Origin of the sequence: Microbacterium sp. UBA3486 (assembly GCF_002377845.1) — a bacterium.
Taxonomy (GTDB): Bacteria; Actinomycetota; Actinomycetes; order Actinomycetales; family Microbacteriaceae; genus Microbacterium; species Microbacterium maritypicum_A.
Window position 1 is genome coordinate 1 of record NZ_DFQP01000022.1, and the last position, 14,576, is coordinate 14,576.

At 70.1% G+C, this 14,576-nt stretch carries 16 protein-coding genes; 7 read left to right on the forward strand and 9 right to left on the reverse strand.

Features of this window, described 5'->3' with window-relative positions; all coding sequences use genetic code 11:
* The 3 genes from B2869_RS02735 to B2869_RS02745 all read left to right on the forward strand — a co-directional run.
* A partial coding sequence (locus B2869_RS02735) for a mandelate racemase/muconate lactonizing enzyme family protein (protein ID WP_292762423.1) occupies positions 1-788 on the forward strand: 788 nt, incomplete at its 5' end.
* Complete coding sequence (locus tag B2869_RS02740; RefSeq protein WP_292762426.1) at positions 785-1,888, forward strand: serine hydrolase domain-containing protein; 1,104 nt, start codon at positions 785-787, stop codon at positions 1,886-1,888. The genes B2869_RS02735 and B2869_RS02740, both read left to right, overlap by 4 nt.
* Positions 1,885-3,513 (forward strand): ABC transporter ATP-binding protein, encoded by a 1,629-nt coding sequence (locus B2869_RS02745; protein ID WP_292762429.1) that lies wholly within the window; start codon positions 1,885-1,887, stop codon positions 3,511-3,513. Before B2869_RS02740 ends, B2869_RS02745 begins: the two co-directional genes overlap by 4 nt.
* Positions 3,514-3,538: 25 nt before the next feature.
* Here B2869_RS02745 and B2869_RS02750 read toward each other — a convergent pair whose 3' ends face one another.
* Genes B2869_RS02750 through B2869_RS02770 form a run of 5 tightly spaced genes read right to left on the reverse strand, consistent with a single transcriptional unit; the run spans position 3,539 to position 6,449 of the window.
* Positions 3,539-3,706, reverse strand: coding sequence for a hypothetical protein (locus B2869_RS02750; protein ID WP_292762432.1), 168 nt, complete (start codon positions 3,704-3,706; stop codon positions 3,539-3,541).
* The gene (locus B2869_RS02755) at positions 3,703-4,281 is read right to left on the reverse strand and encodes a YdeI/OmpD-associated family protein (protein WP_292762434.1); all 579 of its coding nucleotides are present in this window, start codon (positions 4,279-4,281) and stop codon (positions 3,703-3,705) included. The genes B2869_RS02750 and B2869_RS02755 overlap by 4 nt, the downstream gene beginning before the upstream one ends.
* 2 nt (positions 4,282-4,283) lie before the next feature.
* Positions 4,284-5,096, reverse strand: a complete 813-nt coding sequence (locus B2869_RS02760; RefSeq protein WP_292762435.1) for an HAD-IIA family hydrolase — start codon at positions 5,094-5,096, stop codon at positions 4,284-4,286.
* 54 nt (positions 5,097-5,150) lie between these two features.
* Entirely contained in the window at positions 5,151-5,783 is a 633-nt protein-coding gene (locus B2869_RS02765) for a metal-dependent transcriptional regulator (RefSeq protein WP_021198234.1), read from the reverse strand.
* Between the two features lie 9 nt (positions 5,784-5,792).
* The gene (locus B2869_RS02770; RefSeq protein ID WP_292762439.1) at positions 5,793-6,449 is read right to left on the reverse strand and encodes a TetR/AcrR family transcriptional regulator; all 657 of its coding nucleotides are present in this window, start codon (positions 6,447-6,449) and stop codon (positions 5,793-5,795) included.
* An 83-nt stretch (positions 6,450-6,532) separates the two neighbouring features.
* Between B2869_RS02770 and B2869_RS02775 the strand changes: the two genes are divergently transcribed.
* Positions 6,533-8,146, forward strand: a complete 1,614-nt coding sequence (locus B2869_RS02775) for an amidohydrolase (protein WP_292762441.1) — start codon at positions 6,533-6,535, stop codon at positions 8,144-8,146.
* Positions 8,147-8,228: 82 nt separating this feature from the next.
* A complete protein-coding gene (locus tag B2869_RS02780) occupies positions 8,229-9,674 on the forward strand; it encodes a Na+/H+ antiporter NhaC family protein (protein ID WP_292762443.1) in 1,446 nt (481 codons plus the stop codon).
* Positions 9,675-9,705: 31 nt separating this feature from the next.
* Here the strand turns inward: B2869_RS02780 and B2869_RS02785 are convergent, their stop codons facing one another.
* The gene (locus B2869_RS02785; RefSeq protein WP_029259448.1) at positions 9,706-10,005 is read right to left on the reverse strand and encodes a hypothetical protein; all 300 of its coding nucleotides are present in this window, start codon (positions 10,003-10,005) and stop codon (positions 9,706-9,708) included.
* A 19-nt stretch (positions 10,006-10,024) separates the two neighbouring features.
* On the reverse strand, positions 10,025-11,293 hold the full coding sequence (locus tag B2869_RS02790; RefSeq protein WP_292762458.1) for an Nramp family divalent metal transporter: 1,269 nt from the start codon (positions 11,291-11,293) through the stop codon (positions 10,025-10,027).
* 152 nt (positions 11,294-11,445) lie between these two features.
* Between B2869_RS02790 and B2869_RS02795 the strand changes: the two genes are divergently transcribed.
* Entirely contained in the window at positions 11,446-12,126 is a 681-nt protein-coding gene (locus B2869_RS02795) for a TrmH family RNA methyltransferase (RefSeq protein WP_292762447.1), read from the forward strand.
* A gap of 27 nt (positions 12,127-12,153) precedes the next feature.
* Here the strand turns inward: B2869_RS02795 and B2869_RS02800 are convergent, their stop codons facing one another.
* Both B2869_RS02800 and B2869_RS02805 read right to left on the reverse strand, forming a co-directional pair.
* Positions 12,154-12,498: a hypothetical protein gene (locus B2869_RS02800; protein WP_292762450.1), complete on the reverse strand. Its 345-nt coding sequence runs from the start codon at positions 12,496-12,498 to the stop codon at positions 12,154-12,156.
* Positions 12,499-12,624: 126 nt separating this feature from the next.
* A complete protein-coding gene (locus B2869_RS02805; RefSeq protein ID WP_292762452.1) occupies positions 12,625-13,947 on the reverse strand; it encodes an MATE family efflux transporter in 1,323 nt (440 codons plus the stop codon).
* Positions 13,948-14,053: 106 nt separating this feature from the next.
* On the opposite strand from B2869_RS02805, the gene B2869_RS02810 reads away from it, so the two are divergent.
* A partial coding sequence (locus B2869_RS02810) for a DUF1992 domain-containing protein (protein WP_292762455.1) occupies positions 14,054-14,576 on the forward strand: 523 nt, incomplete at its 3' end.

Below are 14,576 nucleotides of genomic sequence, written 5' to 3' on the forward strand. Positions count from 1 at the left end.
AGCAGCGCGGACTCCCGCTTGCGCAGAGCCTCACGAGCGCACCGGCGCCCGCGCGCATCCGCACCGACATGACCCTGTCCGCGGGCGAGCCGTCCGCGCTGGCAGCCGTTTCCGAGGAGCACGTCGCCGCGGGCTTCGGATGCCTCAAGATCAAGGCGTCCGCTGCGCACGACACGGTCGCCGGGCTCCGGGCCGTGCGTGCCGCGGTCGGGCCTGCCATCACGCTGCGCGTCGATGCCAACCAGGCCTGGGGTGTCGAGACCGCGATCCGGGTGATCCGGGCCGCCGAAGACGAGGGGCTCGGGCTCGAACTCGTCGAGCAGCCGGTCGCCGCGCACGACCTCGATGCGCTCGCCGCGGTCACGGCCGCCGTCGACACCCCGATCATGGCCGACGAGTCGGTGCGCACGGCGCGGGATGTCCGGGTCATCGCCGACCGTGGTGCCGCAGACCTCGTGAACATCAAGCTCGCCAAGACCGGCGGCCTGGCCGAGGCCTTCGTTGCGGCAGAAGTCGCCCGCACAGCGGGTCTGGGCGTGGTGATCGGCTGCATGATGGAATCGCACGTCGGCGTGACGGCCGCCGCCCACCTGGCCGCCGCTGTCGCCCCCGACGTCGTGCACGACCTGGATGCCGCGTTGTGGCTGCGGAGCTCGCCCGTGGTGGGTGGCGTGGCGCTGTCCGGAGACATGCTGGAACTCGGATCGGGCACCGGACTGGGCATCACCGCCCTCGCATCCGACACCCGGCCCGACGCCCTCGTCGACCTCTCGGAGGTGCGCGCATGACCGCCGCCGTTGCCGTCACCGCTGTCCTGGCGACGGATGCCGCGCCGCGGGGCGCCGTCGCCGGTGTCGTGACCGATGCCGGCCGTGACGTCGCCGCGGGTGGTCTGGCTGACCTGGCCGGAACCCCGATGACCACCGCGACTTCCTTCGACATCGCCTCGGTGTCGAAGGTCGCCGCGACGACGACCGCGATCCTGCGACTGGTCAGCCGCGGTGACCTCGGCTTCGACGACCCGGTCGACCGTTTCGTGCCCGGCACCGCCTGCGCCCCGGGCACGACCGTGCGCCATCTGCTCCAGCACCGTGCAGGACTCTGGGAGTGGCAGCCGCTCTACCTCGACCGCGAGCACGCCGGTGATGCCGCTGCGGCCGCCGACGCCCTCCCGCTGCGCTACGGCCTCGATGAAGGTCGTCATTACTCCGACCTCGGGTTCATGCTCCTCGGCCGCATCGTCGCGGCCGTCACCGGACTGCCCCTGGATGCCGCGGTGCGCGAACTGGTGACCGCGCCCCTCGGCCTCGATCACACCGGGTACGGACCCGTCGAACGCCCCGTCGCCTCGTCCGCCGTGGGCGACGCCGCCGAGCGTCGCATGGTCGCGACCGGAGAGCCGTATCCGATCCTCACCGCCGACAAGGGCTTCGCCTGGCGTGACGGCGAGATCGCCAGGGTCGTGAACGACGGCAACTGCTTCCATGCGTTCGGGGGTGTCTCCGGTCACGCCGGACTGTTCAGCACCGTCGAAGACCTGCTGACCCTGGGGGCGGCGCTCGCCGCTCCGGAGCGGCATCCGGAGCTGTGGGGGCCGGATACGGTTGCCGAGCTGTTCCGGGACGGACCGGATGACGGGCAGGCGCTGGGCTGGCGCAGCGAGACGATCGCCGTCTCCGGGCGGCCGACCCGCATGGTCTGGCACCCCGGCTACACCGGCTGCGCCCTCGGGCTCGTGCCGGGAACGGGAGCAGCCGCCGTTCTGCTGACCAACCGTCTGTTCGCGGCCACACCCGCACCGACCGATCTGCTGTGGCGCGTCGCGCTTCCCGCACTCCTCGACGACCACGAACCTCTCCGCGAAAACGAAGGAACGAGAACACCATGAGCACCACCGAGCCCGTGCTGAGCATCAGCGGCCTCGCCGTCGCCTTCCGGACCGGTTCCGAGCTGGTCACCGCGATCAGCGACGTGAACATCGACATCGCCGCCGGTGAGACGGTCGCGATCGTGGGCGAGTCGGGGTCGGGCAAGTCGACCACCGCGGCTGCGGTCAACCGTCTGCTCCCCGAGAACGGGGTGATCACCGCCGGCAGCATCCGCTTCGACGGGCGCGAGCTGACCGACCTGCCCGAGAACGCGATGATCTCCCTGCGCGGCGCCGGGATCGGCCTCGTGCCGCAGGACCCGATGTCGAACCTCAATCCGCTCATGCGCGTGGGCGAGCAGATCGGCGAGGCGCTCGAGGTGCACGGCCACACACACGGCGATGCCACGAAGGCGCGGGTCGTCGAGCTGCTCGAGATGGTGGGGATCGCGGATGCTGCGCAGCGCGCCCACCAGTACCCGCACGAGTTCTCCGGCGGCATGCGCCAGCGCGTGCTGATCGCAATGGGTCTGGCCTGCAAGCCTCGCCTGCTGATCGCGGACGAGCCCACCTCCGCCCTCGATGTGACCGTGCAGCGACGTATCCTGGACCAGCTCGACACGCTCACCGACGAGCTCGGCACCGCGGTGTTCCTGATCACGCACGACCTGGCCCTCGCCGCGGAGCGCGCCGACCGCATCGTCGTGATGTTCCGTGGTCGCGTCGTCGAGGAGGGCACCTCGGCGCAGGTGCTCGGCGCCCCGCAGCACGAGTACACCCGGCAGCTGCTCGCCGCGGCCCCGAGCCTCGCCTCGCGCCGCGATGCGCTGCCGCAGCGCGAGGCCGCCACGGGCACGCCTTTCGTCGAGATCCAGAACCTCCGCAAGGAGTTCGCCCTCCGCGCGCCCAAGGCCGGGGAGCCGCAGACCTTCACGGCCGTCGACGGCGTCAGCTTCGAGATCCGCCGCGGCACCACGGTGTCGATCGTGGGAGAGTCGGGCTCCGGCAAGTCCACCACCGCGAACATGGTGCTCGGGCTCGAAGACGCCACGTCCGGCTCGATCCTGTTCGACGGACTCGACCTCACCACGCTCCGTCGCAAGGAGCTGTTCGCCCTGCGCCGTCGCGTGCAGCCGGTGTTCCAGAACCCCTATGCCTCGCTCGACCCGCGCTACACGATCGAGCAGTCGATCGCCGAGCCGTTGCGCGTGCACCGCATCGGCACCACGGCCTCGCGTCACGCGCGCGTGCTGGAGCTGTTGGAGCAGGTCGCGCTGCCGGCCGCCATGGCCGAGCGCCTGCCGCACGAGCTCTCGGGCGGACAGCGTCAGCGTGTGGCGATCGCCCGGGCCCTGGCGCTCGAACCCGAGCTCGTGGTGCTCGACGAGGCGGTGTCGGCGCTCGACGTGCTGGTGCAGGCGCAGATCCTCGACCTGCTCGCCGATCTGCAGAAGCGCCTGGGCCTGAGCTACCTCTTCATCAGCCATGACCTCGCCGTGGTGCGGATGATCTCCGACGACGTGCACGTCATGCAGCGCGGTGTCGTGGTCGAGAGCGGCACGCCCGAGCGCATCTTCGACGCCCCGCAGCACCCGTACACGCGCGAGCTGCTGGCCGCGATCCCCGGGGCGTCGCTGGCGTCCTGACAGAGGTTCTCCGGCGGCCGCGGGCTCAGCGTCTGCGGTCGTCGTCGTCCCAGGGGCCTTCCCACCAGCCGGCGCGCCCGTCGTCCGAGCCGCCGCGTCCTCGACGCGAGCGCACGAACTGCACGATGAACACCGTCAGCGAGCTGAGCAGGATGAGGAAGACGACGAGGAACAGCAGGTCGCTCTGGTTCATGGACGCTTCCCCTCCGCGGCATCCGCCACGATCTTCGCGATGCGGGCCGCCCGGGTCTCCGGGCGCTTGGCCATCGCGATGTGCGTGAGGCCGAACTTCTTGACCGACTTCGGGAACGCGTCCCAGTTCTCGCGTGCGGCGGGGACGGCATCGAGCGCGGCGGCGAACTCCTCGGGTTCGATCCCGGCCTCCGGTCCGTCGAGAACCGTCCAGGAGCCGTTCGCCTTCGCCACCTCGAGCACACGGATGCCGGCGGGAGCCAGCAGCCCCTCGGCCTCGAGCTCCGCGATGCGCGCCTTGTTCGTGGCCGCCCAGCCGCTGCCGGGACGACGAGGAGAGAACCACTGACCGTTGGCGCGGTCGCCCGTGCCGTCGTCGAACACGCGCACCGGGCCGTCGATCCATCCGAAGCAGAGTGCCTGCCGCACGGCGTCCTCGTAGCCGACGCCGTCGGACGATCCGCGCACGCTGAGCAGCCAGACGCCCGCCGTGCGCTCATGGTTCTCCGCGAGCCAGGCGCGCCAGGCCGCGGCATCAGCCGCTCTGAGGCGTTCGCCGTCGTCGAGCGCGCCCATGGCTACTTCTTGATCTTCACCGTCGTGATCGTCTCGGTGATCCGCGGCAGCAGGTCGGCCACGGACTGCACGATCTCGTCGGGGCGGAACGGGTACTTCTCGATCTCGGCCTGATCGCTGATGCCGGTGAGTACCAGTACCGTGTGCAGGCCGGCCTCGATGCCGGCGACCACGTCGGTGTCCATGCGGTCGCCGATCATGCCGGTGCGCTTCGAGTGCGCGCCGATCTTGTTCAACGCCGAACGGAACATCATCGGGTTCGGCTTGCCGACGACGTACGGCTCCTTGCCGGTGGCCTTGGTGATGAGGGCGGCGATCGCTCCGGTGGCGGGGAGCGGTCCGTCGGTGCTCGGGCCTGTGGCATCGGGGTTCGTGACGATGAAGCGCGCGCCGCCGATGATGAGGCGGATGGCCTTGGTGATCGCCTCGAACGAGTAGTTGCGCGTCTCGCCGACGACCACGAAATCGGGGTTCGTCTCGGTCATGATGAAGCCGGCGTCGTGCAGGGCGGTGAGGATGCCCGCCTCGCCGATCACGAACGCCGAGCCGCCGGGGAGCTGCTGCTTCAGGAAGTCGGCGGTCGCGAGCGCCGAGGTCCAGATGCGCTCCTCCGGCACGTGCAGCCCGCTGATGCGCAGGCGTGCCGACAGGTCGCGCGCGGTGAAGATCGAGTTGTTGGTGAGCACCAGGTACGGGATGCCCGCGCTCTCCCATCCGGCGAGCAGTTCGGAGGCTCCGGGGATGGCGTCGTTCTCATGGACGAGCACGCCGTCCATGTCGGTCAGCCAGCATTCGATGTCGTCACGTTGTGCCATGAGCACAGCCTAGAGGCCGGAGGTGACGCGCACCTGACCGTGTTGGGGCGGTGACTAGGCGCTCAGCCAGACCACCTGGGTCGCGCCATCGGGCAACGCCGCTTCCGTGCCGTCGATCTCGGCCCCGGATGCCGTGACCGTCACGGTCGAAGCGACCGCCAGTCCGAGTGCTTCGAGGGCTCGGAGCAGCTCGGGGTCGCGGTCGTCGACCCGCAGCACCTGTCCCGTGTGCCCGACCGGCGCGTCGGCGAGCAGCACGAACGGTACGCGCTCGATGCGACCGTCGGCGTCGGGGATCGCGTCGCCGTGCGGATCGAAGCGGGGGCGTCCCAGGCGCGCGTCGATGCCTTCGAGCAGTCGGTCGCTGATGGTGTGCTCGAGCACCTCGGCCTCGTCGTGCACCTCGTCCCAGCCGTAGTCGAACTCCTGCACCAGCCAGGTCTCGATCAGGCGGTGTCGGCGCACCATCGCGAGGGCGCGCGCCGTGCCCGTGTCCGTCAGTCGCACCGCGCCGTAGGGCACGTGCGATACGAGGCCGGCGGCGGCGAGCTTCTTCACCATCTCGGTGACGGACGACGGCGCGATGCCGAGCTTCGCGGCGAGCACCGAGGGAGTGATCGGTGCGTCCTGCCACTCGGTGTGCGCGTAGACGGTCTTCAGATAATCGTCAGCTGCCGGGGATGCCACCGGTCCAGCCTACGTGGTGCTGTCGCGCGCCCACGCGGTGAGTCCGTGGATGAGTGCCCGCACCCCGATCTCGAACGTGCGGCGGGCGGGGTCCGTGCTGAGCTGCGCCCTGGCGGCCTCGGCCTCGGCGAACGTCGGGAAATCCGGCGCGAGTGCACCCGGGGCCATGTTGTCTGCGGGTGCGAGGGCATCCAGGGCGGAGCCGATGATGAACGACTCCAGCGCCACGATGGCGTCCACGATAGTGACGGTCGGCCAGCCGTCGTCCGCGAGCAGGCGTGCGATCTGCTCGTAGTCGGCGAACGAGCCCTCGTCGGCGTCGATCGGCGAGGTCGCCAGCATCACCATGGCCTCGGGGGCGGCGATCGCGGCGTCGCGGTAGCTGTGGGCCCAGGTGAGCAGTGCGTCCTCGACGGACATCTCGTGCCGCACGGGGGAGATGAGCGCGCGGCTGACCTGCCCGCGCATGGCCCGGATCACGGCGTCGCGGTTCGCGAAGTGGTGGTAGAGCGCCGAGGTGCGCACGCCCAGGGATTCCGCGAGCGCGGTCATCGTGAACTGGCGCGGTGTGCGCTGCGCGCTGAGGGCGAACGCGGCCTTCAGGATGCGCTCCTCGGTGAGCACCCGGGTCGACGGTCGGCCGACGCTGCGCGGAGATTTCGTCATCGTGCTCGATTCTGCTCGGGCGTCTGGTATTTTATTGAAACTCTTTCAATACCGAAGGATCCAATACCGACGAAGGTACAGCCATGACCGGTTTCGACGCCGACACCATTGTCACCGGCGCGCACGTGGTGACGATGGACCCGCGCCGCCCGCATGCCACCGCGTTCGCGGTGCGTGACGGTCGCTTCCTCGCCGTGGGTGACGATGCCCTGGTCCGCGAGCTGCGCGGGCCCCGCACCGTCGTGCGCGACCTCGGCGGCGCGACCGTGACCCCCGGCCTCATCGACGCGCACCTGCATCCGATCCAGGGGATCGAGCTGACGGCCGGGATCGACCTGGGCGGTCTCACCACCGGCGCGGCGCTGCTGACCGCGCTGCGCGCCGAGGCCGATCGTGCGCTCGCCGAAGATGCCGACCCGTGGGTGCGCGGCTGGAACCTCGACTACGACGTGTTCCACGAGCTGCCCATGACGGCGGAGGCGATCCAGGATGCGGTGCGCGGACTCCCTGCGCTGTTGATCGTGTTCGACGGCCACACCGCCCTCGCCAGTCGTGCCGGACTCGAGCGTGCGGGCATCACCCGCGCACGCGAGTTCGAGGACTCGTCCTGCGTCGTCGTCGATGCCGACGGCCGCCCGACCGGGGAACTGCGCGAGCTCGGCGCCTATGAGCCCGTGCGACTGAGCGCCCCGGCACTGACCCGCGATCAGACCCTCGCGGTCGGCCATGATCTGCTGCGCGGCCTGCGCGACTCCGGCCTCACCGGCGGCACGATCATGGATGGCGGCTTCGCCACGCTCGCACTGCTCGACGCCCTGGAGCAGGGGCCGGGGCTGCCGATCCGCATCGTCTCGGCCATCGACCACGAGCCCGGCTTCGACGAGGATCGGACCGCCGCGAACCTCGCGATGCGCGACCGCCGTGGTGACCGGTGGCGCGGGGGCGTGGTCAAGCTGTACGCCGACGGCGTGGTCGAGACCGGCACCGCCTGGCTGCACGAACCGGATGCGGCCGGGGCAGGTCTGGAGCCGTTCTGGAAGGATGCGGCCGCCTATGCCCGCACCGTGCGCAGATACGCCGAGGCCGGATTCCAGGTGGCGACGCACGCGATCGGCGACCGGGCCGTCGGGGAAGTCGTCGACGCCTATCTCGCGGCCGGGGTGCGCAGCGCCGCAGGAGCTCCGCACCGCATCGAGCACCTCGAGACCACGACCGACCGCGACGTGGCCCGTATCGCCGCAGCCGGGATCACCGCCTCGATGCAGCCCCTGCACATGCAGTGGCGCAAGGCCGACGGCTCGGATGACTGGTCGAGCAGGCTCGGGCCCGTGCGCGCGGCTCGCGCCTGGCGCGTGCGCGACTACTGGGAGGCCGGGGCACCCCTCGCCCTCGGGTCGGACTGGCCCATCGCGCAGAACGATGCCCGCATAGGCCTCGCGTGGTCGATGCTGCGCCGCCGCCCGGGCGACCCCGACGCCCCGGTCTTCGAGCCCGGCCAGGTGCTCACCCCGTACCAGGCGCTGCACGGATACACCGTCGGCGCCGCCCGGGCCCAGGGAGATGCCGACCTCGGCTGCATCGCCCCCGGGTTCCGGGCCGACTACGCCGTGTGGGCGGAGAACCCGCTGCACGTCTCCCCGGACGACCTCCCCGACCTCCCCGTGCAGGGGACCGTCGTCGGTGGCACCGAGCCCTGACCCCGGGCTCGACCGCACCCTCCCGCACCTTCCCGCGCTCTCCCTTCGGATTCGTACCCCCCTTCACACTGAGGTGACTCCCATGCCTGAATTCGGCGCTCTCGCGCTCCTCCCGATCGTGGTGATCCTGATCGTCGCGGTCGCCACCAGACGCACCCTCTTCGCCCTGTTCTGCGGCACCGTCGCCGGGGCACTGATCCTCGGCGGCTGGGGCGGCTTCGACGTCTGGGTCGAATACACCGGAAAAGCCCTCTCCAACGAGACGGCGCAGTGGCTGCTGCTGATCGTCGCGCTGTTCGGCATCCTGATGATGCTGTTCGAGAAGTCCGGCATCGTGACGGACTTCGCGAACTGGGCCGAGCGGTTCGTCACCTCCCGCCGCAAGTCGATGGTGCTGACGTTCCTGTTGTCGGTCGTGCTGTTCGTCGACGACTACCTGAACGTGCTCACCACGGGCACGTCGATGAAGCAGGTCACCGACCGCTACCGGGTGCCGCGCACGCAGCTCGGCGCGATCATGAAGATGACGGCCGCGCCGATCGCCGTCCTGATCCCGGTCTCGACGTGGGCGCTGTTCTTCTCCGGACTGTTCGAGGCGCAGGGGGTCACGGTCGGAGGCACCGGGTTCGGTGCCTACCTGCAGGCGATCCCCTTCATCTTCTTCGGCTGGGCGGCTCTCGCCGTCGCGCTTCTCATGAGCATCGGCTGGCTACCGAAGCTCGGCGCGATCAAGCGTGACGCGATCCGGGCGGAGCGGGACGGCGACGTCTTCCCGCTCGGCACCACCGACGACGAGCGACGAGCCGAGGGCGTGGCCCTTCTCGCGGAGCTCCGGTCGGACGACCCCGACGGCTCGACCGCGCAGCGCGTCGCGACGGCGCTCGCCACCTCGACCGAGACCGAGCGCAAGCCGCAGCCGTGGGGCTTCCTGATCGCCATGGCCGTGCTCGTCGGAGTGACGATCGCGACGAACGCCAACGTCGTCGCCGGCACCGCCGCGTCTCTCGCCGTGACGATCGTGATCGTGCTCGTGCAGCGCCGACTCCGCATCCGTGGGGTGCTGGATGCCGCGCTCGAGGGCATCGAGAGCATGCTGTTCGTGATGATCCTGACGGTCCTCGCGTTCATGGTGCAGGAGATGAACATCACCCTGCAGCTGGCCGAGTTCGTGATCCAGGTCACCGAGCCCGTGCTCACCCCGGCGCTGCTGCCGGCGATCGTGTTCGCGGTGTGCGGCATCTATGCGTACGCGACCGGGTCGTTCTGGGATCTCGCCGCGGTGATCACCCCGGTCGTGCTCCCGCTGGCGCTCGCGCTCGGTGCCGACCCGATCCTCGCGGGCGCCGCGGTGTTCTCCGGGGCGGCGTTGGGCAGCACCACCTGCCTCTACGGCGACGGCATCATCCTCGCGTCGAGGTCGATCGGCATCAAGCCGATCAACCTCATGCTCGCGATCCTGCCGTATGCGGGCATCGCTGCAGGGCTGTCGTTCGTGCTCTACCTCGTGACGGGTTTCGTCACGGCGTAGGCGGGACGAGTCGGTTCGCGACGGCGAGGAGTCAGTTCGCGACGGCGACGAGGATGCCGAACGCGGCCTGGCCGGCGAAGAACAGCACGAGGAATCCGAGGAGGGCGGCGGCCAGCGAGAGCCGGCCGTCGAACCCCTCGACCTCGGCCATGCCGATCTTGCGGGCCCGGAAGGCCAGTACGAGCGTGGCGACTCCCAGGGCGAGCTGCACCCACGGACTGCCGAACCCGATGACCGTCGGGAACGCGATCAGCAGGCCGCCGATGACGCCGGTCGCGAAGCCGATCCAGGTGAGGATGCGGACGTTGCGACGGGCGTTCTCGGCAGACATGCTTCGAGCCTATCCGGGCTCACGCTCCCGTCAGCACCAGCCAGAGCAGGGCGCCGTTGAGCGCGATCAGCAACACGGAGGCGATGACCCCCGCAGCCGTCGTCCATCGCCGGTTGACCCAGGCCCCCAGGGTGCGTCGTTGGGCGGTGAGCACGACCAGGGGGATCAGCGCGAACGGGATGCCGAAGGAGAGCACCACCTGGCTGAGGACCAGCGCGAGGGTGGGGTCGAAGCCGATGCCGAGGATCACGAGCGCGGGGATCAGCGTCACGAGGCGCCGGACGAGCAGCGGGATGCGCACATGCAGCAGTCCGTGCATGATCTCCGCCCCCGCGTAGGCGCCCACCGACGTCGATGCCAGTCCCGAGGCGAGCAGTCCCACGGCGAAGAACGTCGCCACCACCGGTCCGAGTCCGGCGGCGAGAGCGGCATGTGCGCCCTCCAGCGAGTCGGTGCCCTCGACGCCGGCGAGGTTCGCGGCGGCGAGCAGCAGGATGCAGAGGTTGACGGATCCGGCGATCACCATGGCGATGGAGACATCCCATCGGGTGGCGGTGAGCAGTCGGCGGATGCGCGAGGTCTCGGTGCGCACCGCCTCGTCGCCTGCGTGAGAGGTCGAGGCGCCGAAGCGGTCGCGGGCGAGTGAGGAGTGCGCGTAGATCGCATGCGGCATGATCGTCGCGCCGAGGATCGACGCGGCCAGCAGGACCGAGCCCGTGTCCTCGAAACGGGGGACCATCCCGCCGATGACCCCCGCCGGGTCCGGCGGGGCGACGAACACTCCCGCGACGAATCCGATCGTGATGATCGCCATGAGGCCGATGATCACGAACTCGAACGGGCGGGCGCCGCGCCGGCTCTGCACCGTGAGCAGGATCATCGAGACGGCACCCGTGATCAGGCCGCCGAGCAGCAGCGGCACGTCGAACAGGAGGTTCAGAGCGACCGCGCCGCCGATGACCTCGGCCAGGTCGGTGGCCATCGCGACGAGCTCGGCCTGCAGCCAGTATGCACGGCGTGCCCATGGGCGCTTCAGCCGCGCCCCCAGCACCTCGGGAAGGCTCTGCCCGGTGACGACGCCCAGCTTCGCGGAGAGGTACTGGATCAGCCACGCCATCACGTTGCCGGCGAGCACGACCCACACCAGCAGGTACCCGTACTGGGCTCCTGCGGTCATGTTGCTGGCGACGTTGCCGGGGTCGAGGTAGGCGACGCCAGCCACCAGGGCAGGGCCCAGCAACCACAGGCTGCGAGGAGCGCGGGCGGGGGGCGTGGCAGCGGTCGTCATCGGGAGGGAGGAATTTTTAGGCACACCGAAACTGTAGCGTATTTTTCGGTGTACCTAAATATCCTTCGAAGCGCGTGGATTGCTGCAAACGTGGCCCGGAGGGAGCCTGTTGCGCGATTCGAACGGGGATGCAACGGCGATAGCCTGGCGGGATGGATGACGCCGCCCCGCACAGCACGAGTCCCGATGCCCCCGTGGGCGCGGTGAGCACGGGTTCGATCGCTCAACCCGGCTACGGCGTCGGGCCCTGGCCCGGTGGCGAGGAGGCCTGGCCCGAAGGTGCGGAGTACGACCAGGAGCTGCTGGCTTCCGGCGACACCCGCAATGTGATCGACCGTTACCGCTACTGGCGCATGGAGGCGATCGTCGCCGACCTCGACACCCAGCGGCATCCGTTCCACGTCGCGATCGAGAACTGGCAGCACGACATGAACATCGGATCGATCGTGCGCAGCGCCAACGCGTTCCTCGCCGACACCGTGCACATCATCGGCCGCCGCCGCTGGAACAAGCGCGGGGCGATGGTCACCGACCGCTACCAGCACGTCGTGCATCACGAAGACGTGGAGACATTTGCCGCCTGGGCCGCGGCCGAAGGGGTTCCGATCATCGCGGTCGACAACGTCGAAGGGGCGGTGCCCGTCGACAAGGCCGACCTGCCGCAGCGTTGCGTGCTGCTGTTCGGCCAGGAGGGCCCGGGGCTCTCCGCCGAGGCGCTCGCCGCCGCTTCCGCCCACATCGAGATCACGCAGTACGGCTCGACGCGCTCGATCAACGCCAGTGCCGCGGCCGCCGTGATCATGTACGAGTGGTGCCGGAGATACGCGGCCTGACCCTCGCCATCTCGACAGTGCCCGGCGTCACCCGCGGTCGATGCCGAAGAGATGACGGTAGATCGCGTTCACGTCGCGATCGAGGTGATCCATGCGCTCATGCACCGTCCGGATCTCCGTGCGCACGCCGGCGAACTCGCTGCCGGTCTCCGTGCGTACGCTCGCGAACTCGTTCCGGAACTCTGTCCGCACGCTCGCGAACTCGTTTCTCATCTCGGTCCGCACGCTCGCGAACTCGTTCCGCATCTCCGTGCGCACGCCGTCGAACCCGTTCTGCATCGTGCGCAGGAACATCGTCGAGATCAGTGTGATGGTGCCGAACATCCCCGCGGCGAAGACGCCGATCAGTGTCCAGACCTGTGGTTCGGTCATCCCCAGCATCCCTTCAGTGTCCCCCGATCATCGTCGAGGGCGCCAGGGGCAGGCGACGTAGTATTCCGCGGATTCCAGCGGTTGTGAAGAAGTCGCGATCAGGAACAGCCGGACGCGGCGGCGGCATCAGGCGGTGGCCGAAAGCCAGCGACCGGACCGCACCCGCCGCCCCAGGGTGCCGAGCCGTGCGAGCAGGTAGACGCCGAAGAAGGCGACCGCGAGCCAGACGAGCCCGGCGGTGCCGTCGACTCCGGTGGCGGCGACGACCCACAGTGCGGGCAGGAACGGCACCAGGTTCAGACCACCGGCGATCGCCAGGTACCGGGCGTCGTTCGCACCCATCAGCACGCCGTCGAGCACGAAGACGACACCGGCGATCGGCTGGGCGATGGCGAGCACGAGCAGTGCCGGCTGCACGAGCGCTGCGATCTCCGCCGATCCGGTGAAGACGATGCCGAGCACGCCCGAGAGCGCGGCGATCAGCCCGCCGACGGCCACGCCGAACCAGGCACCCCACGCGACGGTGCGGGCCAGCACACGGTGCACCTGCTGCTCGTCCCCGGCTCCGAGCTCCTTGCCGATGAGGGCCTGGGCCGCGATCGCGAGCGCATCGAGGGCGAAGGCGGCCGCGGAGAAGATCGTGAAGACGATCTGCCACCCGGCCAGCTCGTCGGTGCCGATGCCGGTGGCGACGCCGACGGTCGCGAGCAGTGCGACGCGCAGGCTCACGGTGCGCAGGAACAGCCAGCCGCCCGACGTCGCGGTGTTGCGCATGCCTGCGCCCTGTGCGCGCAGCGAGGCGCTGTGCCGGGTGGCGAGGCGGCGCACCACCAGTACGTAGGCGGCGACCATTCCCCACTGCGCGGTCACGGTGCCCGCCGCGGAACCCGCGATGCCCCAGCCGAGTCCGTAGATGAACAGCCAGTTGAGCAGGGCGTTGGCCCCGAACCCGAGCCCTGCGATCCACAGCGGCGTCATCGTGTCCTGCATGCCGCGCAGCAGACCGGTCGCGGCGAACACGATGAGCATCGCCGGTAGCCCCCACATCGAGATCACGAGGTACTCGTTCGCCTGCGCGGAAACGGCTTCGCTCGCCCCGAACAGCGAGACGAGCCAGGGGGAGGACACGGCGCCGATCACCGCGAGCACGGCGCCGAGCCCGAGCGCCAGCCACATGCCGTTGACGCCGACGGAGACGGCCTCGCCGGGCTGTCCCGCGCCGAAGCGGCGAGCGACCGCCGGGGTCGTCGAGTAGGCCAGGAAGACCATCAGTCCGACGATCGTCTGGAGTACAGCCCCCGCGATGCCGAGCCCGGCGAGCGGAGTGGTCCCGAGGTGCCCGACGAGCGCGGCATCCACGATCAGGAAGGCGGGCTCCGCGATCAGTGCGCCGAGCGCGGGGACGGCGAGCCGCAGGATCTCTCGATTGAGGGAGGCGCGCGCGGTCATCCTCCGAGCCTATGACCTGGGGCCGACCTCACCGGCTGCGGCCCCGATCCGGGCGGTGGCGGTCGTCGTAGGGTGGAGGGGAGCTCGGATGCCACGGAGGTGCATCATGACGGATCCCAGAGAAGCGGCCGCACGATATCTCGCGAGCAGACAGCATGGCGAGAGCATGGACGGCGACGAGGAGTCGGGCACGCCGCCCGGGATCGCCGCGGCGGTCGATCGTGCCGCATTCATCGAGACGGCCATCCAGGTGGCGATCCGCCGGGGGGAGTTCGACGACCTTCCCGGTGCGGGCAAGCCTCTCGAAGGACTCGGCACCCATCACGACCCGGATTGGTGGATCCGTCGCAAGATCGAGACGGAGAACCTCACTGGTCTCGGTCCGCCGGCGATCCTGCTGCGCACCGAGGATCGGGAACTGGACGATCAGCTCGACCTGCTGGGGCGCGAGTCCGACGTGCGCGACGTCCTCGAGGACTTCAATCGGCGAGTGCGGGAAGCGCGCCGCCAGCTGCAGGGCGGCCCGCCCGTGGTCACCTCGCCGCGTGACGTCGACGCCGAGGTGGCCGCCTGGGCTGCGCGTCGGGCGGCGCGCCCGAAGGCCGCTCCCGCCGAGCAGCCGCGACGCC

Coding starts and splice junctions, on each gene's coding strand:
- B2869_RS02740 (WP_292762426.1), top strand. CDS start 785: ATGACCGCCGCCGTTGCCGTCACCGCTGTCCTGGCGACGGATGCCGCG.
- B2869_RS02745 (WP_292762429.1), top strand. CDS start 1,885: ATGAGCACCACCGAGCCCGTGCTGAGCATCAGCGGCCTCGCCGTCGCC.
- B2869_RS02750 (WP_292762432.1), bottom strand. CDS start 3,706: ATGAACCAGAGCGACCTGCTGTTCCTCGTCGTCTTCCTCATCCTGCTC.
- B2869_RS02755 (WP_292762434.1), bottom strand. CDS start 4,281: ATGGGCGCGCTCGACGACGGCGAACGCCTCAGAGCGGCTGATGCCGCG.
- B2869_RS02760 (WP_292762435.1), bottom strand. CDS start 5,096: ATGGCACAACGTGACGACATCGAATGCTGGCTGACCGACATGGACGGC.
- B2869_RS02770 (WP_292762439.1), bottom strand. CDS start 6,449: ATGACGAAATCTCCGCGCAGCGTCGGCCGACCGTCGACCCGGGTGCTC.
- B2869_RS02775 (WP_292762441.1), top strand. CDS start 6,533: ATGACCGGTTTCGACGCCGACACCATTGTCACCGGCGCGCACGTGGTG.
- B2869_RS02780 (WP_292762443.1), top strand. CDS start 8,229: ATGCCTGAATTCGGCGCTCTCGCGCTCCTCCCGATCGTGGTGATCCTG.
- B2869_RS02785 (WP_029259448.1), bottom strand. CDS start 10,005: ATGTCTGCCGAGAACGCCCGTCGCAACGTCCGCATCCTCACCTGGATC.
- B2869_RS02790 (WP_292762458.1), bottom strand. CDS start 11,293: ATGACGACCGCTGCCACGCCCCCCGCCCGCGCTCCTCGCAGCCTGTGG.
- B2869_RS02795 (WP_292762447.1), top strand. CDS start 11,446: ATGGATGACGCCGCCCCGCACAGCACGAGTCCCGATGCCCCCGTGGGC.
- B2869_RS02800 (WP_292762450.1), bottom strand. CDS start 12,498: ATGACCGAACCACAGGTCTGGACACTGATCGGCGTCTTCGCCGCGGGG.
- B2869_RS02805 (WP_292762452.1), bottom strand. CDS start 13,947: ATGACCGCGCGCGCCTCCCTCAATCGAGAGATCCTGCGGCTCGCCGTC.